The 22,877-nt window shown below is 41.7% G+C and carries 21 protein-coding genes; 13 read left to right on the forward strand and 8 right to left on the reverse strand.

Annotated elements, in window-relative coordinates:
• The first annotated feature begins 23 nt into the window (after positions 1–23).
• The 4 genes from DSM08_RS15805 to DSM08_RS15820 all read left to right on the forward strand — a co-directional run bounded on the left by DSM08_RS15805 (position 24) and on the right by DSM08_RS15820 (position 3,143).
• Positions 24–674: a lipoprotein signal peptidase gene (locus DSM08_RS15805; RefSeq protein ID WP_149527052.1), complete on the forward strand. Its 651-nt coding sequence runs from the start codon at positions 24–26 to the stop codon at positions 672–674.
• Positions 675–813: 139 nt separating this feature from the next.
• Positions 814–1,695, forward strand: coding sequence for a M20/M25/M40 family metallo-hydrolase (locus tag DSM08_RS15810; RefSeq protein ID WP_246172302.1), 882 nt, complete (start codon positions 814–816; stop codon positions 1,693–1,695).
• 1 nt (position 1,696) lies between these two features.
• Positions 1,697–2,626, forward strand: a complete 930-nt coding sequence (locus tag DSM08_RS15815) for an SDR family oxidoreductase (RefSeq protein WP_149527053.1) — start codon at positions 1,697–1,699, stop codon at positions 2,624–2,626.
• On the forward strand, positions 2,616–3,143 hold the full coding sequence (locus DSM08_RS15820) for an acyl-CoA thioesterase (protein WP_149527054.1): 528 nt from the start codon (positions 2,616–2,618) through the stop codon (positions 3,141–3,143). Before DSM08_RS15815 ends, DSM08_RS15820 begins: the two co-directional genes overlap by 11 nt.
• A gap of 85 nt (positions 3,144–3,228) precedes the next feature.
• On the opposite strand, the gene DSM08_RS15825 is transcribed toward DSM08_RS15820, so the two are convergent.
• The 6 genes from DSM08_RS15825 to DSM08_RS15850 all read right to left on the reverse strand — a co-directional run bounded on the left by DSM08_RS15825 (position 3,229) and on the right by DSM08_RS15850 (position 9,997).
• Positions 3,229–6,372, reverse strand: coding sequence for a sensor histidine kinase (locus DSM08_RS15825; protein ID WP_187773886.1), 3,144 nt, complete (start codon positions 6,370–6,372; stop codon positions 3,229–3,231).
• A gap of 71 nt (positions 6,373–6,443) precedes the next feature.
• Positions 6,444–7,175 carry a LytR/AlgR family response regulator transcription factor gene (locus DSM08_RS15830; protein ID WP_149527056.1) on the reverse strand — a complete coding sequence of 244 codons (732 nt, stop codon included), beginning with the start codon at positions 7,173–7,175 and terminating at the stop codon, positions 6,444–6,446.
• 465 nt (positions 7,176–7,640) lie between these two features.
• Positions 7,641–8,045, reverse strand: coding sequence for an EVE domain-containing protein (locus DSM08_RS15835; RefSeq protein WP_149527057.1), 405 nt, complete (start codon positions 8,043–8,045; stop codon positions 7,641–7,643).
• 13 nt (positions 8,046–8,058) lie between these two features.
• Positions 8,059–8,409, reverse strand: coding sequence for a gliding motility protein GldC (gene gldC / locus DSM08_RS15840; protein ID WP_149527058.1), 351 nt, complete (start codon positions 8,407–8,409; stop codon positions 8,059–8,061).
• A 2-nt stretch (positions 8,410–8,411) separates the two neighbouring features.
• Positions 8,412–8,654, reverse strand: a complete 243-nt coding sequence (locus DSM08_RS15845; RefSeq protein ID WP_149527059.1) for a hypothetical protein — start codon at positions 8,652–8,654, stop codon at positions 8,412–8,414.
• Positions 8,651–9,997, reverse strand: a complete 1,347-nt coding sequence (locus tag DSM08_RS15850) for a DEAD/DEAH box helicase (protein WP_149527060.1) — start codon at positions 9,995–9,997, stop codon at positions 8,651–8,653. Before DSM08_RS15850 ends, DSM08_RS15845 begins: the two co-directional genes overlap by 4 nt.
• A 111-nt stretch (positions 9,998–10,108) precedes the next feature.
• On the opposite strand from DSM08_RS15850, the gene DSM08_RS15855 reads away from it, so the two are divergent.
• Both DSM08_RS15855 and DSM08_RS15860 read left to right on the forward strand, forming a co-directional pair.
• A complete protein-coding gene (locus tag DSM08_RS15855; protein ID WP_149527061.1) occupies positions 10,109–12,247 on the forward strand; it encodes a S46 family peptidase in 2,139 nt (712 codons plus the stop codon).
• A 127-nt stretch (positions 12,248–12,374) separates the two neighbouring features.
• Positions 12,375–12,557 carry a histone H1 gene (locus DSM08_RS15860; RefSeq protein ID WP_149527062.1) on the forward strand — a complete coding sequence of 61 codons (183 nt, stop codon included), beginning with the start codon at positions 12,375–12,377 and terminating at the stop codon, positions 12,555–12,557.
• 434 nt (positions 12,558–12,991) lie between these two features.
• Here the strand turns inward: DSM08_RS15860 and DSM08_RS15865 are convergent, their stop codons facing one another.
• A complete protein-coding gene (locus DSM08_RS15865) occupies positions 12,992–13,783 on the reverse strand; it encodes a GLPGLI family protein (RefSeq protein ID WP_149527063.1) in 792 nt (263 codons plus the stop codon).
• Positions 13,784–13,785: 2 nt separating this feature from the next.
• Entirely contained in the window at positions 13,786–16,578 is a 2,793-nt protein-coding gene (locus DSM08_RS15870) for an outer membrane beta-barrel protein (protein ID WP_149527064.1), read from the reverse strand.
• Between the two features lie 215 nt (positions 16,579–16,793).
• Here DSM08_RS15870 and DSM08_RS15875 point away from each other — a divergent pair, with 215 nt between their 5' ends.
• The 7 genes from DSM08_RS15875 (at position 16,794) to trpB (ending at position 22,873) form a co-directional block, all read left to right on the forward strand.
• A complete protein-coding gene (locus tag DSM08_RS15875; RefSeq protein ID WP_149527065.1) occupies positions 16,794–18,164 on the forward strand; it encodes a dipeptidase in 1,371 nt (456 codons plus the stop codon).
• Positions 18,165–18,225: 61 nt separating this feature from the next.
• Positions 18,226–18,972 (forward strand): lysophospholipid acyltransferase family protein, encoded by a 747-nt coding sequence (locus DSM08_RS15880; RefSeq protein WP_149527066.1) that lies wholly within the window; start codon positions 18,226–18,228, stop codon positions 18,970–18,972.
• 139 nt (positions 18,973–19,111) lie between these two features.
• Complete coding sequence (locus DSM08_RS15885; protein WP_002996718.1) at positions 19,112–19,333, forward strand: DUF2795 domain-containing protein; 222 nt, start codon at positions 19,112–19,114, stop codon at positions 19,331–19,333.
• Positions 19,334–19,422: 89 nt separating this feature from the next.
• Entirely contained in the window at positions 19,423–19,884 is a 462-nt protein-coding gene (locus tag DSM08_RS15890; protein WP_149527067.1) for a hypothetical protein, read from the forward strand.
• Between the two features lie 203 nt (positions 19,885–20,087).
• Entirely contained in the window at positions 20,088–21,077 is a 990-nt protein-coding gene (gene trpD, locus DSM08_RS15895) for an anthranilate phosphoribosyltransferase (RefSeq protein ID WP_149527068.1), read from the forward strand.
• Positions 21,070–21,711 (forward strand): phosphoribosylanthranilate isomerase, encoded by a 642-nt coding sequence (locus tag DSM08_RS15900; RefSeq protein WP_223110830.1) that lies wholly within the window; start codon positions 21,070–21,072, stop codon positions 21,709–21,711. Before trpD ends, DSM08_RS15900 begins: the two co-directional genes overlap by 8 nt.
• The gene (gene trpB, locus DSM08_RS15905) at positions 21,689–22,873 is read left to right on the forward strand and encodes a tryptophan synthase subunit beta (protein WP_149527069.1); all 1,185 of its coding nucleotides are present in this window, start codon (positions 21,689–21,691) and stop codon (positions 22,871–22,873) included. The genes DSM08_RS15900 and trpB overlap by 23 nt, the downstream gene beginning before the upstream one ends.
• The last annotated feature ends 4 nt before the right edge of the window (positions 22,874–22,877 follow it).

Here is a 22,877-nt window from a genome sequence, read left to right on the forward strand (position 1 = left end):
CACAAAGACCATTTTTATGTATTATGAAAGGATATACCAAGCCCTTATTACTCATTACGATTATTTTGTTGGTTGACCAAATTTCAAAGATTTGGGTGAAGTTAAACATGACCATTGGTCAAAGCTTTAAAGTGATAAGCGATAAAGTGATGATCCAATTCATCGAAAATCCGGGCATGGCATATGGCATGGAATTCGGTGGCGAATATGGTAAATTGTTTTTGAGTGTATTCCGTATTATCGCTGTGATCGGTATTGGATATGGCCTCGTTTACATGGTTAAAAACAAGTACAACCGAGGATTTATTCTTAACGTCGCATTGATTTTTGCGGGCGCTTTGGGAAATATTATTGATAGTGCATTTTATGGCATGATCTTCAGCGAGAGCACACCCTACCAAAAGGCAGTGCTATTTCCGGAGGGCGGTGGCTATGCGACCTTCCTTCATGGTTATGTAGTCGATATGTTCCATCTTCCAATGTGGAAAGGCACATTTCCGACATGGTTCCCGATTTGGTCGGGCGAAGAATTTGTATTCTTCCGTCCCATCTTCAACGTTGCTGACTCGGCAATTTCTATCGGTGTATTTTTAATTCTAATCTTCAACAACCGCTACTTCAAAGAAGAACATGTTGAAAAACATGATGTTAACGACGAAGTAGTAGAAGACTAAGCGGATTAAAATAACTGAAAGTTAACCCATTCCGGGCTAACAGTTTTACCAATTAGTGTATATTTGCAGCATGAGAATGATTGGAATTCTATATGCTACATTAATCTGCCTATGTTTTTCTTGCCTATCGCAGCACGCAATGGCACAGGTTAATCCTAAAAACCTGAAAAAACATATTAAGTTCCTCGCTTCCGATAAGATGAAGGGTCGAGAAACCGGTCGTGCGGGATCGCATAAGGCTGCAGATTATGTAGAAAAATACTTCAAGAAATATGGTCTGCAAGCAATGGGAGAAAAGGGATACCGACAGTCTTTCGATGCTAAGATAAGACGCGTGAAACTCGTGGACTCCATTCGACAATCGGATAATGTGATCGGCTATCTTGATAACGACGCGCCTTACACCATTGTTGTTGGAGCACATTATGATCATCTAGGCTATGGGGAGTTCGGTGGCAGTCGCGATTCCTTAGGTGTCGGCAAACTGCACAACGGTGCCGACGACAATGCTTCCGGCGTAGCCGGTCTATTAGAACTGGCGAGGCATTACGCGACAAATAAAGAAAAAGAAGCGTTTAATTTTCTGTTTATCGGTTTTGGTGCCGAAGAGTTGGGATTAGTAGGTTCGCGCTATTTTACGGAAAATCCTACCCTGCCTTTATCCAACATACATTGGATGTTGAACATGGATATGATTGGCAGATATCAGGAGCAAAATGGATTGGCCATCATCGGTTATGGCACTAGTACAGCTTTTCCGAAGATATTCGACGGATTGACAAGCTCCATTAAATTCAACCTGAGCAAAGACGGAAACGGAGGGTCGGATCAAACATCTTTTTATCGTAAGAATATTCCTGTACTGTTTTTTCATACCGGTGGACACGATGATTACCATAAACCAACGGACGACGAGTTCAAGATAGATTATAAATCATTGGAAGCAATCTTACAATTAGAGATTGACGTGATCGATAATTCGATGAAACAACCGAAAATGGACTTTCAATGGACGAACTAAGATGGATAAAAAGCGCATATTAGTAACCGGATCGAATGGCTTCTTAGGCCATAAATTAACGGAGTTGATCTTAAAGAACACGGATTACGAACTCTGTTGTACATCGGCTTCTGTGAATCGAAATCCGCAAAATGAAGGCTATAAATTTCAACAATTAAATTTGATAGACCTGGAAGGCCTAGGTCGTTTGATTGATGAGTTTCAACCAACGCATATTATCCATAGCGCCGCATTGAGCAGCGTAGAAGTATGCGAGAATGACCCGGTCTTGTGTAAAGCGATCAATGTGGACTCTGCTACATTGCTTGCACAGCGTTGCAAGGAGCAGGATATTCACCTGACTTTTCTTTCTACAGATTTCGTGTTCGATGGGCAGCATGGTCCCTATAAAGAGGAAGATGCATGTAGCCCTGTCAACGCCTATGGACAAAGTAAATTAGATGCAGAGCAGGAAATACGCGCCTCAGGTTGTTCGGCAGCGATCCTTCGCACGATATTAGTTTATGGTGTTATTGCGGATAAGAAGCGATCGAACTTAGTACTGTGGGCAAAAAATAAGCTAGAGGCTGGAGAAGCTATCAAAGCTGTTTCTGATCAATGGCGAATGCCGACCTGGGTCGATGATCTTGCTGCGGCTTGTTTACTGGCGGTAGAAAAAAATGCGGAAGGCATCTATCATATATCCAGCGATACCCTATTCTCAGTGAAGGAAGTCGTAGAACAGGTTGCTGACTATTGGAATCTGGACCGCAATCTCGTTGGGTCGGTCACGGCAGCAGAAATTGGACAAGCTACAAACCGTCCGCGCAAAACGGGGTTTGTATTAGATAAAGCAAAAGCAGAACTGGGCTATAACCCGACGCCTTTGCGCGCCTCGTTCGAGCGTATCGAGCAACAAATTAAAGAACTTGAAAAACAAAATGAACGATAAATTCGCAAGAGAATCCTATACGGAGATGAATGAGTTGGTACTTCCCAACGATACAAATACATTTGGTAATTTAATGGGAGGCCGTTTACTCTATTGGATGGACATTTGCTCGGCAATGGCTGCACAAAAGCATTGCAAGAATCAAGTGGTAACCGTGTCAGTAGACAACGTTTCTTTCAAACGCTCGATTAAGTTAGGCGAAGTTGTGACTATACAGGCGCAAGTGACGCGTGCTTTCAACACATCCGTTGAAGTTCGTATGGAAATCTTTGCTCAAAACCTACCTGAAGGAACGAAAGTAAAATCAAATGAGGCTTACTATACCTTTGTATCTATCGACGAGCAAGGAAAACCGAAGCCTATACCGGGACTTATTCCAGAGTCGGACAGCGAGAAGAAACTGTTTGAAGAAGCACTTCAACGTAGAGAACTGCGCCTATTACTAGGTGGTAAATTGAAACCTGAGAATGCTAAAGGTATCAAGACCCTAGTAAAGTTATTCAACCACGCGATATAGAGGGGCAAGTCCCCTCCTATTATCCTCTTTTTCCCTTGAGCGTTACTTTCTAAAGCACTCCCGAATTTTCAGCCTGTCGAGATTTCTAGGGAAACATGAAAGTTTTAGGAAGAATAATCCGCAATAAGGTTCTAAAGCCTGTTTCCTCTACATCCAGATCGCTGATATAGAGATGGGCAATGGGCGAATTGTAATTCTCGTTGATCATCTTGAGGCGTTCCTCAATGCCTTTTATTCCGAAGGAGCTGTTCTTGAAAATTGGCTTGTTTTCCTGATGCGACTGAGAAAAGCCAATTCCATTATCCAATATATCGATGATCACTTCGCTATTTTCTTCAAATACTTTAATGTGGATTTTTCCCTTTCGGTTTTCAAGATGCCGAACACCATGATGCACGGCATTCTCCACGAGCGGTTGAATTAACAAAGAGGGCACTCTAATCTCTTCCACGTTGATCTGTCCCTCAACATCAATGCGAAAGTCAAATGCATTGTCAAAACGAGCCCTTTCTAACTCTAGATAAAGCTTTACAAGCTGCAGTTCGGATCGGATACTGACAATAGAGAACTGGGAATTCTCTAAGACGATTCGGCTGAGACTAGAAAATTTCTGTATCAGTTTGGATGCATTCTCACTATCGTTTTCTACGACATAGGCCTCAATGGAATTCAGCACATTGAAGATAAAGTGTGGATTCATCTGCGAGCGTATGGCTTTCAACTCGCTTTCGTAGAGTTTTTGTTTAAAATCCTTGGCAATCTTCTCTTGCTTCTCGCGCTCAATATCCGCAGCCTGGTCCTGTATTGTCTTTACTTTTAACGCCAGCTCAGCCTCTAATTTCTCATTGTAGGACAGCTGCATTCTATTTACTATTTTCTGCTGTCTGATTCGGTAGAGGAAAAAAAAGATAATGGTACTTAATACCGCTAAGACGATAAGCGTTTTAAACCACCAAGTCGCATACCAATATGATTTTAAGCTAATAGGGATCTCCGCGATATCAGGAGACCAGTTGCCCAAACCATCGGCAACTTTCACGCGGAATCTATATTGACCACCGGGCAAATTACTGTAGTATGCTTGCAAATCCTCTCCGGCCATGACCCAATCGCCATCAAACCCGACAAGCTGGTATGCATATCGAAGTGGATAGCCAAGAACTTGTCGATCTGATGAAAATGCAAATGCAAAACTGCTCTCCTTCGCGCGCAGCGATAAAGTAGCAGCTCTTAGCCTGTAGCTTTGGTCCAGGTTGTGGATGCTAAACTTACTGATGATTGGCTTTGCATGAATGTTGATACCTTGATTAACCTGCGCCAAATCTCCTACCACAAGCCCCCTTGCCGTTGTCCATATCAGTTTTTGTTTATCCAGGAAATAGCCTGTAGTCTGATAGGATTTAGGTGGATACACTCCTTTTCCCGCCAGCAAATGTCGGAATACCTGCTTTCGTTGATCGAAAAGCATGACCCCATCAAGTGCTTTAATCCACACAAAGCCCTTACCATCCTCTTTCATTTCAACCGCATACAGCCAAGGGAAAGGATTCCGATCGTAGAACTGGGCAAACTCAAATCTCCCTTCATCTTTTTCAATGACCCTGCCTATGCCTGAGCTAGCGCTAGAGAACCAAAAATCGCCATTTTGAGCCGTGTAAAACGAGAGTATCGTATTCGACATCAAAGCGCCGGTATCACCTCCCTGCACAAATGACTGAAAACTTGGTCGCACCTTATTGAGCAGGCGCAGCATACCAAAGCCATCCATTCCCAACCAAATACGCCCTTTTGCATCTTTTGCAATCGTCGTTACTTTTCGATCCGGCAGACCATCTTCTTTATCGAAAAGCTCCATGCGCTTGTCCTTCAGGGTATATTTATAAAGTCCCGAATTCCAAGAACCAATCCATAGTACAGCTTCGCCATTAATCGTGTCGGGGATGATGTTATTACAATCGGCCTTTCGAAAGTTATGCAGTTCACCTTGTATCGGCAAGGCCTGTAACTGCTGCTGCTTTCGATTGAACACATAAACACCATCTTCGAAAGTAGAGAAATATAGATTATCGGCATGAGCAGTCATCATGCTGACCCGGAAATTTTGGATGGGGAATTTGGAAATCCGCTCATAGTTTGCATTCAGCTGTCCGAAAGAATGTTCCGTTCTATACCATACCTCATTATCCCACTTTATTAACTTCAATATGGGTTCTTCATGCTGTCCTAAGGGAATTAGGCTATTCACACGGTTCCATGACTTCGCGTAGTAGAACAAGCCCGATTCGGTGCCAATCCAATAGCCATCTTTCGTCGGCAGCAAAGCTTGTATTCGGGAAGGCTGCGGAACGCTAGGCATTAAATTATCCCAGCTGATTAAGTCTGCTTTGTTCGAGTCCAGGTTCATACTCCATAGTCCTCTAACGTTATGTCCAATCAGTAAGCTGTTTTCTTCGGGCCAATAGGCCATGGAGGAAATAAAATTGTCGTAATAATCTTTGTTTTTCCCTAATCCTAAAATAGAATGCTGAACTGCGCCCGACTGCGCATCATAAGAAACCAAATCGTAATCATAATACCCCAAGAACACCTTGTTGTTAACAAAGGAAATACCCGTTGCACCATTCTCTCCAATATTTTTGAAGTCGATCTGTTTCGGTTCTTTGGTCTTCGGATTATAACGGATAACGCCATGGTACCGCGTCCCTATCCAGAGCATCCCTTCCCTATCTTCCTGAATATTATAGATGCTTAATGGTTCCTTTGTGTTAATCCCCGGCATCTTAAGTTGCCTGACCTTGCCCGTCTCTGGATTCAGGACCTGCAAGTCGGTTTCCTGACCTGCAAAATAGATCAGACCCGTTGAAGATCGGAGAACCTCATAGAGATTTGTTTTAATCAGGCTATCAGGCCCCACAAGAGCGTGAAATTGTTTCAGCGAATTGTTTACTGGTTTAGAACGATCGTAGCACAGGAGCCCTCGATCGTTGGTTGTAATCCATATTCTGTTTTTATTATCGATGGCTAATTTCCCAAGGTAATTGGAATAGGCACTGGTTCCCTGTTGAAATGGGACATGCGTGAAGCGTGCTCCGTCGAAGTAGGACAGGCCATGTTTGCTGGTAAGCCACAGTACACCCGAGCTATCCAAGGCTAGTCCATTGATGGCATTGCTAGGGAGACCTTCTTTCTCCGTAAATTGGATGTAATTATAGATGCGTTGTTGTGCCAAGCTTTTGCCGGCTGATATTACAGCAAAACAAATCAATCCAAAAATGAGTCTCACTGTATGCATATCCGCCTCTATGAAAATAAACGTTCCATCAATACCAGCTTTTTACTTGACGAGACCTCCAATTCGGCACCGTCGATCGTCTCTACCTGTCCACCATCGCCTTTCTTATATTTCACGACATAATCCAGATTGACAATAACACTGCGATTGATACGTAAGAAGTTTCGATCTTCTAATAGGTTTTCATATTCCTTCAGGGTCTTCGAAACGATGATCTTGGACTGGCTAATCAGATAAAATACGGAATAATTGCTCATGGCCTCAATCCGCAGAATATCTTCTCTTTTGATGAGATGTATTCCCTCGGCGGTAGGCAATGCGATTCGCGAACATGTGCTCTTTACATCCTGAATATCCATTTTTCGCATCGCTTCCTTCCCATGAATTCGCTTTCGAAGCTTTTCTATCGCCTTTTCCAATTCGTCGGGATCGACAGGTTTCAGCAGATAGTCTAAGGCATTAGCGCGAAGCGCATCCAAAGTATAGATGTTATAAGCCGTTACGAAAATAACTTCAAACTCAAACTGCCCCAATGCCTCCAGAAACTGAAAGCCATTCATGATAGGCATCTCCACATCCAAGAACAAGACATCGGCTTGCAATTCTTGAATTGGTAGCAAAGCCTTTTTAGGATCATTAAAGATGCTGACGACTTCCAAAACATCAGAAAATACCTGAAGCTTATGCTGTAAAAGGTTGCTCCCCTTTACCTCATCATCTAATATCACGGCCCTTATCATAATTGGTTAGCTAGTTTATTTAAAAATACCTAATCCTAAAGATAAATCAATCAATGAAATAAAATGTTTTCAATGAGTGAGCACGGGATTTGAATGTGTAAAGGGAGATTGGGAATTAGATATAAGATGGGAGATGTGAGATTTTAGACTTTGTCTTAAACCCGGAAAGGAAGGATGTAAGGGTTGGCAGGATCTGGCGTTTGCGTCGGGTAAGGGTTTGGGAGCGGCGTTGTCTGAACCAGGAAAGGAAGGATGTAAGGATGAACAGGATCGGGTCTAATATCTAATGTCTGATATCTAATATCTAGTCTTGAACCAGGAAAGGTAGGATGTAAGGATTGAAAGGATCCTGAATATCCTAAAATCCTTCCTTTCCTGGTTCAGACAATACGCTAATGTCTAAAATCCATTGTGTAATATCTAAACCCGCAATAGGTCTAAATACTAAGTACTAAATACTAAGTACTAAGCCCCCAGTTCCACCAAACGGTCGAACTCTTCAGCTTTTAGGGGCATAACAGATAAGCGGCCTTGTTTTACTAAGGCGATATCCTGCAGTAATGGATCAGCTTTTACGGTTTCTAGCGTTACTGGATTCTTAAAAGTTTCTACGGGCGCTAGGTCGACTACTACCCAACGTTCATCGTCTGTAGTAGGGTCTTGATAGAATTCCTTTACTACTTTGGCGATTCCTACTACCTCTTTGCCTTCATTGCTATGGTAAAAAAGAACTAAGTCGCCTTTTTTCATTGCTTTCAGGTTATTTCTAGCCTGATAGTTACGCACGCCATCCCAAAAGGTCTCCCCATCTTTATTAAATTGTTCCCAGCTGTATTTGAAGGGTTCAGATTTTACTAAAAAATAGTTCATGAAGCTTTAAGATTTAGTTTTGTTGTTCTAAGATTTCCATTTTATCGGCGTAATGCGCACAGTAATCGCGTAGGTCTGCTATTACTTTCTCTGCCATCGGATCGCCTCCAGAAGAGCGGATAAAGGAGTCTGCCATGGTCTGTAGAGTTTCATAGAAGAAACGCTTCATCTCGTCATACGGCATGTCTTTAGTCCATAAATCAATACGGAGTGTGTTTTTATATTGCGCGTCCCACAATGCTAAGAACATAGCCTTTGCTGGCAGTTCTTCGGAGTTCTCCCCATCTGAAGATGTCCATTGAATACTCTCAGGCACGTTTGCATCATCCAACGTCACATTAAGCTTTATTTCTGCTTTTTTCATATCTAAAACTGTATTTTTATCAAAACTGTCACTATCCCAACGATGATCATGAAGCCTATCTGCATCACCCATAATCGTTGAATATCTCTAACCCAAACGCGGAATAAAATATCCACAAACACTAACAACACCGACAATACGACAAGCCATACCCAGGAAAATAAAGGCTCCCCTTCGTTTCCCATTTCGGAGATAGCCCATACCAGCACACAAGCTAGCGCGATATTGAGTGGCGTTAGTTTCATTTTCTCTTCCCTGGTTTGCCCGTGCTTTTCTTGCCCGGCTTTGCCTTGCCTTTATTACTAGGTCTAGCGCCAGAAGCACGTGCATTTGCTGCCTTAATAGCGTATTTCTTTTCGTGGAATGCTCCTTTGAAGTCCGGATCATCCTTTTTCTTCTGATTGTCTATTTCCCTCGCGATTGCCTGTTTCTCATCAAATGGTGTCTTTTCAATCACCACATCTTCAGGAATATCATAAACAGGGATAGATTGACGGATTAACTTTTCAATCTTTCTGATGTTATGTTCCTCTGCAGGGTTACAGAACGTAATCGCATCGCCTGTATTGAATGCGCGGCCCGTACGACCGATACGGTGTACATAGTCCTCAATAACGATAGGCACGTCAAAGTTGATTACATGCGAAACCTGCGAAACGTCCAATCCACGAGCTGCAACATCGGTAGCCACGAGAATGCGAACATTCCCTTCTTTAAAGGCATTGATGGAATTGATACGGGTATTTTGCCCTTTATTGGCATGGATCACGCGAACCTCATCTTGAGCATACTTACGCTCTAGGAATGAAAATATACGGTCTGCGACCACTTTGGTCTTACAAAAAACAATGACACGGCTAAATGCCTCATCGTCTTTGAAGAAGTGTTGCAGTAGATTTAACTTGGTTTTAAGATTGGGCACAAAGTACAATGACTGTGCGACGGTTGCCGCCGGTGTCGCCTGCTCGCTGACTTCAATAATCGTTGGGAAGGCGAGGAAATCTCCGGCAATCTTCCTTACCAATTCGCTCATTGTTGCTGAGAACAATAGGTTTTGACGCTTGCGAGGTACCACTTCTAGGATTCGATGTATCTTTCCGATGAACCCCATATCCATCATCTTATCCGCTTCATCTAGCACCAAGAACTTCAGTGATTTCACGTTGATATCACCCTCTAGGTAAAGGTCAAGGAAACGTCCGGGGGTAGCTACAATAATGTCGCATCCCTTTGCCAAAAGCTCTTTTTGGGTCTTCGGCCCTAATCCTCCGTATAATAAAACTGTGCGTAGATCTAGGTAGGTTGAGAAAAGGCGGATATGCTCTTCAATCTGCATGGCCAACTCGCGTGTCGGGCTCAAAATCAACGCTCTAGGATCATTTCCTTGCGCATACTTCAGCTTCATCAGCATCGGCAATACAAAGGCTGCGGTCTTCCCGGTACCCGTTTGTGCAATACCCATTACATCTTGTCCGGCAAGGATGGGGGTAATTGCTTTTTGCTGTATTTCGGTAGCTGTAGTGTAGCCTGCTTCTGCTATCGCATTTAATAGCTGTCTGTTTAATTTAAAGTCCTCGAATGATGCCATTACCGCAAAGATAGGTAAAAGCTAGCACATGCTTATGTATGGATTTCCTGACAAATCATTTTGATTTGCGACCAAATTCCAGCAAATTTGTCAATTACAAACAAGGTTGATATGAAAAAAATAGGATTACTAATCGTACTGGCGTTCGTCAGTACCTTCTCGTTCGCTGACGAGGGCATGTGGTTTTTAATGCACCTGAAGCGACTTAACGAGGCCGACATGCAGAAGAAAGGTCTACAACTTACTGCAGAAGAAATTTACAGCATCAATAACTCTAGCTTAAAAGATGCGATTGTACAATTCAATGGCGGATGTACCGCAGAAATCGTTTCAGGATCTGGCTTAGTATTCACCAACCACCACTGTGGTTATGATGCTATCGCTGAATTGTCTACTCCGGAGCACGATTACTTAACTAACGGATTCTGGGCTAAAAACTACGCTGAAGAGTTGAAACCGAAGTCTCTTTCTGTTCGTTTCTTCGTTCGTATGGACGATGTTTCTAAACGTATCTTAGGTTTAGTAAACGATAAGATGTCAGAAAAAGAACGTGAAAAAGTAATCAACCAAGAGATTGCTAAGATCCAAGCTGAGAATAGTGAGAATGGCAAATACGTTGTTTCAGTACGTCCTTTCTACAATGGAAATGAATATTACTACTTCGTTTACCAAGACTATACAGACGTTCGCTTGGTAGGTACGCCTCCAAACAGCATCGGTAAATTCGGTGGAGATACAGACAACTGGGAATGGCCTCGTCATACTGGTGACTTCTCAATCTTCCGCGTATATGGCGATAAAGACGGAAACCCTGCAGAGTACTCGAAGAACAACGTACCGTTGAAACCAAAGTACTTCCTTCCGATCAGCATCAAGGGAGTTAAAGAAGGTGATTTCTCGATGATCTTAGGATATCCTGGTCGCACAAACCGTTGGATGAACGCTGCGGGTATCGATCAAAACGTAGAATTCGCATATCCTGCATGGGTAGAAGCTTCGAAAACTGGTATGGATGCCATGAAAAAACACATGGACCAAGATCAGGCTGTTCGTATTAACTATGCTTCGAAATACTCGGGTGTTGCCAACTATTGGAAAAACAGACAAGGTATGATCGATGCTTTGAGCAAGCACAAAACAGCGAAGGCTAAAGCAAAACAAGAGAAAAAATTCAATAAATGGGCTAACAAAGCAGCAAATAAAGAAAAATATGGTGATGTAATTTCGACGATCAATGCTTATTATGCAGCGACCAACGAAAAAGCAAGACACGATAATTATTTAATGGGAATGTTACGCTCATCGACGTTTGCAGCATTGCCATATAGCCTTGGTGGCGGATTGATTCAATATGCAAATGAGAACGAGGCAAAACGCAAAGAGATGAAACCTCGCTTAGATGCTTATGTCAATGATAACTATGAGGGTCTTTATTTACCGCTAGAAGTTGATGTATTAGCAGATGAATTAAATCTTTACGCAGCGAAAGGCGGACAAATTGCTACTTATATCCGTCAGATGGCTGATAAAAATGGTGGTAATTTCCAAGCGGATATTCAGAAAGCATTCGATAACAGCGTATTCGCTTCAAAAGAAAAAATTGAAGCTTATTTAGAAAATCCAAATGCGAAAGTTGTAGAAAATGATCCTTTATTAGCGATCTCTACAGCATTAATGAACAAGTACCGCGAGTCTACTCCAGAGTCTGAGAAACTAGTAAATGACTTCCAAGCAGCCTCGCGCAAGTATATTGCTGGTGTTTTAGAAATGGATCCTAACGGTAAATACTACCCGGATGCAAACTCCACATTACGTTTAACTTACGGTACAATCAGAGCATTACCAAAAGACAAACGTAACGATGCGAAGGTGAATAACTACACGACTTTGCAAGGAACAATTGCGAAATACAAACCAAACGATGAGGAATTTGATCTTCCAAAACGTTTAATGGAACTATACGAAGCGAAGGACTACGGACGCTATGCTGATAAAGCAGGATACCTTCCTGTAAATTTCCTAAGTGATCAAGATATCACGGGTGGTAACTCCGGATCGCCGGTTTTAAATGGAAAAGGCGAATTAATTGGCTTGGCTTTTGATGGTAACATCGAGGCTATGGCTGGGGATGTAATCTTTGATCCTAAATTGCAAAGAACTATCTCTGTTGATATCCGCTACGTTCTTTTCGTAATTGATAAATTTGCCGGTGCGCAAAACATCATTGACGAGTTAAAAATTGTAGAGTAATATCTATTCAAAAGGGTTTTAAACACAAAAAAAAGCGCTGAAATTAGCTTTGTTTGCATTCCTTTTGTATATTTATGATATCTTAGAGAATTAATTAAGAAAAACTAAAATTATATTAATTAAAAAAATGGAAAACTACACTAAATTAAAAGAGCTAGTAGCTTCAATCGAAGCTGATGCAGAAAAATTCTTCAACAACGGAAATTCAGCAGCAGGAACTCGCGTTCGTAAAGGCTTACAAGACATCAAAACTTTAGCACAAGATATCCGTAACGAGATCACTGCTAAGAAAAACGACGGTAAAAAATAAGTAACCCCGTTTACAAAATAAAAACCTGGATCTTAATGGTCCAGGTTTTTTTTGTCTAGTCTTGAACCAAGAAAGAAAGAGAATTTTGTCTTGAACCAGGAAAGGAAGGATTTATGGAACAGCAGGATCTTGCTCATCTTCGTATCATAATTAGTGGTAAGTGTCTAATCCGTTTAACACGATCCTGATAATCCTTGCATCCTTCCTTTCTTGGTTCAAAACACCCTTTCAAATGACGTTATGCCCGATCCTGTTGCTCCTTAAATCCTTCCTTTCCTGGTTCAAGACAAAATTTCCTTCCTTCCCTGCTTAAAGACAAACCTCCCTTACTTTTTTTGGCAAAAAACCAAATATCCTGACAAAATAAAGGCGCCTAATCGGCGCCATAAATCTAATATCTTATATCTAATGTCTAAAATCTAATCCCCCTACCTCTAAAGCATCATAGCCGCAAAGAACAGCCCAAATTGCTTTTCTGATAGCCATTGCCCAAGGATCTCCCGCATTTTGTTGCGTGTCTGTTCTCTTGTGAAAGCAGAAGCTTTTTTCTTGATTAGGTTATCTGTAACTGTTGTTCCGGTCATTTCGACTTTGGAGGCATAGATATTGAAATTCTGCTCGGGTACAACGAGTCCTAGTATCATTCCAGGTAGGCCGTGCAGCGTGCTGGGGCTACTGGCTAATGGAATTTGGTCGGTGTAGAATGCAACGACATACACTGAGTCTAATGTAACGCCATTTGCGCGTCTACAATCGTATCCTGCGATATTGCGATACTCATTAGTGATCTTCCATTTAACGTTCGTTAGGGAGTCTGAAATCGCTATTGGCGAGCCCCCAACTTCTAAGGTCATAGAAGTCTGCTTGGTAGCGAGGTTCTGATAGATTTTTGTTCCATAGTCTAAGAATCCGAAACGCAACAGCTGTGCAACCATAGCAGGTTGGTCCTTGGCTAGGGGTTCCAAGATGGATTCACTTCCAGAAAAAGTAAGTTTCCGTTGTAATACCGCTGTTTCCGGCACCTTTGTTAACATATCTTCGAAAAACTTCCTTTGGAAATCAGTCTCCTTCATCATGCTGATTTGTCGTCTCAGCATATTCTTCACGTGTACTGTCTTATCGTAAGTAATAACGCCTTGTTCTGGGAAGAAGGCATATTGTGCATTTGCTTGTTGAAAGCCTAAGACAAACAGAAATAGTATGGCAATATATAGTTTCATTTTCATGATTATTCAGCTCCTTTCATTGATGTAAAATCCCAGCTAACTTTTAGCATAAAATATCTGGAAATAGTGTTAAACGTTTCTTGGGTAAAAGAGTTTACCGTTTGTCTACGGCTAAATCCTTTGTTTTGATTCAAGATGTCGTTGACATAGAAGTCTACCACCAAGTTCTCCCCTTTTAAGAATTTCTTGCTCACGCCTGGCGTAAAGATGGCGCGTTCGAATTTCTCAGCGTAGGTTTTAGTTGGCGCCTCGTATGTGTAAGCTAAATCAGCATACAATTGGAATTTTGCCGGCAGGTACGCTCTTACTCTAGCATCCCCGATTAAAGTGAAGCCTTCGGAGTTGCGATCCGGTGTAAATGTAGATCTCATGACACGCCATCCTGGTCTTGCACCCACTTCAAAGTCAACGCCCTTCGTGGTATTCTTTTCTAATCCAAAACGGATATTATAATCATAGGTCGTTGATTTGTTTTCGTCGTAAGGGATGTCCTCATAGTTTTGACGCGGAACATCTCTAATCAAATTGTAGGAGCTGCTATAGTTCGCTCCTAAGTTAATGTCAGCTTTAATCTGATGCTTGGCAATCACGTTGAATCCGCTTCCAGCATACGCAAAAGCCGAGTAGGCATCTTTATCGGCATTATCATACATCAGGATTCTAGACCCATCAGGAAAAACCGTCTCATTCATCTGTATCGCTCTTTTTGTCTGCGTAACATTCGTTCCTAGATAAAAGTATCTACCCTTCATCATTTCGTATGATCCGCCATCTAATGAAAACGAGTTGTTGATAGAAGGCTTCAGATTTTCATTACCAATGGTTTGATTCAATTGATCCGTATTCTGGCGCAATGGCTGAATCTGCGTTAAAGAAGGCAGTTGAGTGTAGCGTCTATAGCCCAATCCCAATGCTTTAGTCTTCGTGAAAGAATAACGTAAGCGCGCATTCGGCGTAAATGTCAAATAATCACGCTTCAGGTCGACAGTATCCAAGTTATTGAACATATTCATATCATCATGACGAAGGGTATTCGTCACGTTGAAATCTATTTTATCCGACTTGTATCCGAAAGTCAGGTTTGCTGAATTCGTCCTTGTGTTGAAGTTGAAATCATTACTGAACTCCCGATCGAAGTCGTTGTATTCTCCGGAAGCACTCTTGTTGAAGGAACTCAATACAGAATGCGCTTTAGACTGGCTAAAGTCATAACCAATCGATGATCTCCAACGTTTTGAAAGCGGCTCTGAGTAAACGATCGACGTGCTTAGATTGTCAGTCTTCGAATTGCCATCCTTAAATTGGTCTACGGTGTCGCGTGCTGCGGTAATACGGTTATTCAGTTCCGATTTCACCTGCAATTCGTTGTTGTTTTCCGCATTGCTACCTGCAAAAGTTAAGGAAATTGACCGACCTTCCTTCTTGAATTTCTTCGTATAGAAAGCATTGTAGGTCACATTAGTTATGTTAGACATTTCCTGCTGATTACTCGTATTGTCAGAGGCAAGCGTGCCATCTCTCCAGGTACTTGCATCCACATTCGTTGCGCGATCCGCATGCGTACGATCAGCCGATACTTTAAAAGTTAACGTGGAAAGGGAGTCGATTGCTAGGTCATACTTCGCATTCACACGATGTTTATTTGCATCCGAACCGATATTCTTGTTTTCCTCGGTATTGATGACCCCCTCATTGGTCGCATTTTGACGCAAAGTATTTTCATACACATCATTTTCGATCCTAGCAAACTTGTAGCTCGCATTCAGTTTATGTTTCTTATCCTTCCAAGCATCCATCACTGAAGCTCCTAGAGAAATCGCTTTTGGATGACCCTTGCCGTCCCAGTTCGAAAACTCGTCGCTATTGCGTACCATAAAAAATCCACCATCACCTGTCATTCCAGATTCCGTATCCGACATGTTGAATTTCTCCTGCTCCTGCCAACTGAGGCTAAACTTCCCATCCGTAGAGCCCATTAAATAAGCTCCTAATTTAAAACTCCCTTTGAATTTATTGTAGGCTAACTTGCCCATGTAATATTCCTTATCGTTTCCTAATCCTCCCGCAAGTTCCGCCTTACCAAAAGAGCCGTTCTTCGCATCTTCCTTCAACTTCACGTTGATGGTCTGTATGCGGGTTCCATCATCTACTCCCGTTCGTTCCGCCTGTTCCGACTTCTTCTCGTAAACTTGAACTTTATCCACCATATCCGAACGGATATTTCGTGTCACCAAAGTCGGGTCATCGCCAAAGAACTCCTCACCATCGACCAAGACCTTCTCTACGGTCTTTCCTTGCGCAGTAATCTTACCTGAGGCATCGACAGAGATACCCGGTAGCACTTTCAGCAAGTCTTCTACCTTCGCATTCTTCTCCGTCACAAAGCTCGAGGCATCATATTCTGTTGTATCCCCTTTTATCACCACCGGTATTTTCCCTGTAATCAAGACTTCTTCAATTAGATTGGCAGCACTTTGCAGCTCAATCTCTCCTAATGCGACATTCCCAGCTCCTTTTTTTATCGTTTGGAAGTAATCTCCAAACTTTGGATAGCTAATAATCAACAAGTAATCCTGATTATCCGGATTGTTGATGGCGAACTTTCCATCAGCATTTACACGTGTAAAATCAACGAGGATAGAGTCTTTAGCTTGAAGAAGCATGACTGTGGCGTTGGCTAGCTTAGTCTTATCAGACTCATCGACAATAGAACCTGAGATTTTACTCTGGGCAGAAGTCTGTAGCGAAATAAAACCGAGGACAAGGCTTAGCAAGACAGTGGTTAGTAATTTCATAAGTAATATTAAAAAATAATGCGATTCGTTAGGTTCTACGAAAATATCACAATTACGTGATATAAGCAGTCCAAACGTTTGAGTTTAACATAGATTAACAGATAAATACAAATACGCTAGGGACTTCATCAGAACCATCTATTGGTAGCCTAACAGAGTGAAAAGTTACAGGTTTAGTAAAATTTATTTCACTACCTTTGTAAAAACCATTTGAAATGCAAAAAATCAAAGACTATGTAGAAGCGAATAAGGATCGCTTCTTGGACGAATTATTTGAATTATTGCGCTTTCCCTCTGTAAGTGCAGATCCACAATTTAAAGAAGGTGTCTTAAACACTGCAGAGTTTGTCGCTCAAAAATTAAAAGATGCTGGCGCGGATAATGTTGAAGTCTGCCCGACTGCTGGCTACCCAATTGTATATGGAGAGAAGATCTTCGATCCATCTTTACCAACTGTATTAGTTTATGGTCACTACGATGTGCAGCCTGCAGATCCATTGGAATTGTGGGATACCCCTCCATTCGAACCTACCGTTCGCGATGGTAAAATCTATGCACGTGGTGCCGCTGATGATAAAGGCCAATTCTATATGCATGTTAAGGCATTTGAATATATGGTTAAAAACAATGAGCTAGCTTGTAACATCAAATTCATGATCGAAGGCGAAGAAGAAGTAGGTTCAGCTAACTTAGGAATCTTTGTTCGCGAGAACAAAGAGCGCTTGAAAGCAGATGTAATCGTTATTTCCGATACTTCAATGATCAGCTTAGAGACTCCTTCATTAGAAACAGGCTTACGTGGTCTTTCTTATGTTGAAGTAGAAGTTACAGGTCCTAACCGCGATCTGCACTCAGGAGTTTATGGTGGTGCTGTAGCAAACCCTGCTACCATCCTAGCGAAGATGATTGCTTCATTGCACGATGAGAACAACCATATCGCTATCCCAGGATTCTACGATGACGTTATTGAATTAACTGCAGAAGAACGCAAAGCGTTGAACGAAGCACCTTTCGATATCGAAGAATACAAAACGGACTTAGGCGTTGCAGATGTTTGGGGAGAAAAAGGATATACGACAATTGAACGTACGGGTATTCGCCCAACATTAGAAGTAAATGGTATTTGGGGTGGATATATCGGTGAAGGTGCGAAGACTGTATTACCTTCTAAAGCATTTGCTAAGATATCCATGCGTTTAGTTCCTAACCAAAACTCAGAACGCATTACAGAATTATTCAAGAAGCACTTCGAAGGTATTGCTCCTGATTATATTAAAATCGAAGTTAAACCTCATCATGGTGGCGAGCCTGTAGTAACTCCTACAGACAGTATCGCTTACAAAGCTGCTGAGAAAGCTTTAGAAGAAACCTTCAACAAGAAACCAGTACCTACACGCGGCGGTGGTTCTATTCCAATCGTTGCTTTATTCGAACAAGAATTAGGAATCAAAACGGTATTGTTAGGTTTTGGATTGGACAGTGATAACTTACACTCTCCAAATGAAAAATATGGCATTGAAAACTACCTGAAGGGTATAGAGACAATTCCACTTTTCCATAAATATTACGCTGAATTAAGCAAATAACATAAAAATGCTTCACGCTTGTGAAGCATTTTTTTTATCTTCGGCTAACTGATCGCAGATAATGTTATTATTATTAAGAAAAATACACAGGCTTCTTTATTTCTTTGCTGTATTATTCTTTTTTATCCTTTCTTATCCCCTTCTTTTTTTACTTTCTAGGAATCCGATTAAGAACTATGCTGCTATCGTTTGGTTTCGCAAGTGGATTTCTATTCTTAGTGTTCATTTGGTTGGTATTCGCTTTAAAATACATTACGAGGAGCCTATCGATTGGTCTCAGCCCTATATTCTTTGTCCCAACCATACCTCTATTTTAGATATCACAGCGCTCACCTACCTTTGTCCACAGCAGTTCTCCTTTATGGGTAAAATAGAACTGTTAAAGAACCCTGTAACACGTATTTTCTTTAAGTCGATCGATATACCGGTGAAACGTGAGAGCAAGATATCCTCATTCAAAGCTTTTAAGCGTGGTTTGGAACTGCTGGGATTAGGCAAATCTCTGGTGATATTTCCGGAAGGTGCTATTGAAGATGAATATCCACCCAAACTTCACAAATTTAAAGCAGGCGCCTTTAAAATGGCGCAGGAGAATCGAACTGCAATTCTTCCTGTGATTATCCACAATGCGTGGAAGGTTATGTGGGATGATGGCCGAGAATTCGGATCTGCTCCCGGTGTTATTCACATCTCTGTGCTAAAGCCCATTCAGTATGCTGAAACTGAAAACGCAAAAACTAACACGGTGGAGAACGAGGTTTATGAAAAAATGAATAAATTCTGGTTAGAAAATCTCGCCAAATATTAATGTTTAGCCTTGCATTCAAGTAATTAAATAACTGATATTCTATTAGTTATATTATTAATGAAAGATTTACACATATTTTACTTGCATTAGTTAAATTAAATATTATTTTTGCGAAAATGTAAAACTTAATTAAAGAGATATGTATTGGACACTTGAATTAGCTTCGCATTTAGAAGACGCTCCATGGCCAGCGACAAAAGATGAATTAATTGACTACGCTATTCGTTCAGGAGCACCTGTTGAAGTAATTGAAAACCTTCAAGCTTTAGAAGACGACGGTGAACCTTACGAGAACATCGAGGAGATTTGGCCAGATTATCCGACTAAAGATGACTTCTTTTTCAACGAAGACGAATATTAACATCATGATAGAAAGCGCCTTTTTAAAAAAGGCGCTTTTTATTTAATCCTTTTATAGAAATATTTGTCAAAGGCTTAAACAGAATGAATATGGGAAAGCAATTACTTTTTTTACTAACAATCATACTTCCTTTTATGTCAATGGCTCAATCCGCTAAAGGCTCTACCGGCGACGGCAAGAGTATGAACGTCGCACGTGGCTTTATCAATGAATTAGCCAACTTTGACACGCCATTGGATGTTATCCTGAGTGAAAGGGTGATTGTTAATAATCCCAATGATGAGCTTTACGACTACTTGGAGGCTAGTCTACAAGAAATAAGAATCAACCTATCGTTGAAAAATGTGGATGAGATTCAATATAAAACTTTTCATGAGCTACCGCGCAAAGAAGTACGCGATATCGACCCGGAAGGCATGAACATTGATAACATGGTTTTTCTTTACTACAAAAACAGACTATTGACTTCCCTATACGTTGAAGACGGAAAAATCGCCTCTTTTACCCTGGTATCAAAAGGAAATGAGATGGCGCATTTCGTCACCTATTAACAAAAAGACATTTTTTTAATAGAATTCTTGCAATTCTCAAAAGTATCTTTGATATTTGTTCAATAACTAATGAATACAGCAGTAGCAAATAAAACTTGGTGGTGGCACAGCATATAATGTTGTGGCAATAACCTATTAGTTTAATTTAGCGAAACAAAAAATAGCGGGCTTGCCTTTTCGGCAAGCCCTTTTTATTGAATTTTATGAAAGAGATACTAGCACATTTATTTGAATACAAGTCGTTTACAAGAAAGGAAGCATACGACATCCTTACGAACATTGCTACCGGCAAATACGATAGCCACCAGATTGCAGCCTTTATGACGATCTACGGCATGCGGAGCATCCGCGTGGAAGAACTGGGCGGATTTCGCGATGCCATGTACGATCTGTGCAATAAGGTCGAGTTTAAAGGATACGATTTGATCGATATGTGTGGCACCGGCGGTGATGGCAAAAACACATTCAATATATCAACGATAGCATCCTTCGTTGTGGCTGGTGCCGGGTACCATGTTGCTAAACATGGAAACGTGGGGGTATCTTCTGGATGCGGTTCTTCTAATGTGATGGAATATCTGGGGTATCAGTTCACTAATGATCAGAACGAATTACAAGCGCAGTTGGAACGATCAAACATCTGCTTTCTTCATGCTCCGCTCTTCCATCCGGCAATGAAAACTGTAGCTCCCATCCGCAGAGCATTATCGGTGAAGACTTTCTTTAATATGCTCGGCCCACTGACCAATCCTGCCAATCCGAAATTCCAATCGGTAGGCGTTTTCAGCTTAGAGCTAGCCCGCTTATACGCCTACCTGTACCAAGGGACAGACAAGCAATACAGCATCATGCATGCTTTAGATGGTTATGATGAAATATCGTTGACCGGAGATTTCAAGATCATTACCAACGCCGGCGAGAACTATTATACGACCGAAGAAATCGGCTTTAGCCCAATCAATCCCGCTGATCTTGCGGGTGGAGATACGGTAGAGGACGCTGCGAGCATATTCAGAAAAATAATTGAAGGCGAAGGAACCAACGAACAGAATAATACCGTATTGACAAACGCGGCTTTCGGAATCAAAACCTTCCATCCGGAAAAGAGCTTTGGCGATTGTTATTACGAAGCGGAGTCTTCCTTGTTGGGATTAAAAGCATTAAACAGTTTTAATAAGCTAATCAATGGCTAAGGAAATCCTCATCAAAGTATGCGGTATGCGGGAGCCTGAGAATATCGCAGGACTGGTAAAACTTCCAATAAACTATATCGGGCATATCTTTTATGAGAAGTCGCCACGCTATGTTTCGGAGGTCATTGATCTTCCCATTCCAAAGACTATTAAAAGGACAGGAGTTTTCGTTAATGCAGATAGAGCTACCATCAAGCAAACGATCCTTGATCAGCAGCTAGAGGCTGTTCAATTACACGGAAATGAATCGGTAGCCCTGTGCCAGGAAATCAAAGATTTGGGTGTAGAGCTTATCAAAGCCTTTGGTGTGGACGATGATTTCCAATGGAATGAGCTAGAAGCCTATCTCGCTGCAGTCGATTATTTCCTATTTGATAGCAAGAGCGAAGCATATGGTGGCACTGGAAAAACATTCAACTGGGATAAGCTGAAGACCTATCCTTACGCCAAGCCCTATTTCTTAAGTGGTGGATTATCATTAGAAAATCTGGCTGAAGCCTACCAATTCGATGACGAAAGACTAATCGGCTTGGACTTAAATTCAAAATTTGAAATATCTGCAGGTCTCAAAGACTTAGATAAAATAAATAAAGCACTGAAAATAATTGAACATGAGCAAATATCAAGTAAATAACAAAGGATATTACGGCCCTTTTGGTGGTGCATACATCCCGGAGATGCTGTATCCTAATGTGGAAGAGTTGCAGGAGCAATACTTAGCGATCCTAGAAGATCCAAGTTTTAAAGCGGAGTTCGAACAATTATTAAAGGATTACGTAGGACGCCCCTCTCCTCTTTACCGTGCTAATCGCTTATCGGAAAAATATAATGCTAATATCTTCTTAAAACGCGAAGATCTGAATCATACAGGAGCACATAAGATCAACAACACGATAGGACAAATCCTATTAGCAGAAAAACTCGGAAAGAAACGAATCATTGCAGAGACCGGAGCCGGACAACATGGGGTTGCTACCGCAACGGTATGCGCATTAAAGGGATTAGAATGTGTTGTTTACATGGGTGAAATCGATATTGAGCGCCAGGCACCAAACGTTGCCCGTATGAAGATGATGGGAGCAACTGTTGTGGCGGCTAAATCAGGCAGCAAAACATTGAAGGATGCAACCAACGAAGCGCTTAGAGATTGGATAAATAATCCAGTGGATACGCATTATATCATAGGTTCTGTCGTAGGACCACATCCTTATCCCGATATGGTTGCTCGCTTTCAATCGATTATATCCGAAGAAACGAAGAAGCAGCTATTAGAGAAGACCGGCAAAGAAACTCCGGATATTGTGATGGCCTGTGTAGGTGGAGGTTCAAATGCAGCAGGAATGTTCTATCATTTCTTAGACGACGAAGATGTTCAATTGATCGCAGTTGAAGCGGCCGGACATGGTGTAGACAGCGGTGAATCTGCTGCAACGACGATTCTTGGTAACGAAGGAGTATTACACGGTAGCCGCTCCATCCTGATGCAAACGGAGGATGGCCAAGTAATCGAACCTTATTCTATCTCGGCTGGGTTAGACTACCCGGGTATCGGACCGCAGCACGCCTGGTTATTCAAGTCGGGTCGTGGAACATATGTTAGTGCGACAGATGATGAAGCGATGCAAGCAGGCTTGCAATTAACGAAGCTTGAAGGTATCATCCCGGCAATTGAAAGTTCCCACGCACTTGCACATCTGGAGAAGATGAACTTTAAAGGCGATGAAACCGTTGTCATCTGTTTATCAGGCCGCGGAGACAAGGATTTAGATAATTACATGAAATATTTTGGATTTTAAGACC

The organism is Sphingobacterium hotanense (assembly GCF_008274825.1).
Lineage (GTDB): Bacteria > Bacteroidota > Bacteroidia > Sphingobacteriales > Sphingobacteriaceae > Sphingobacterium > Sphingobacterium hotanense.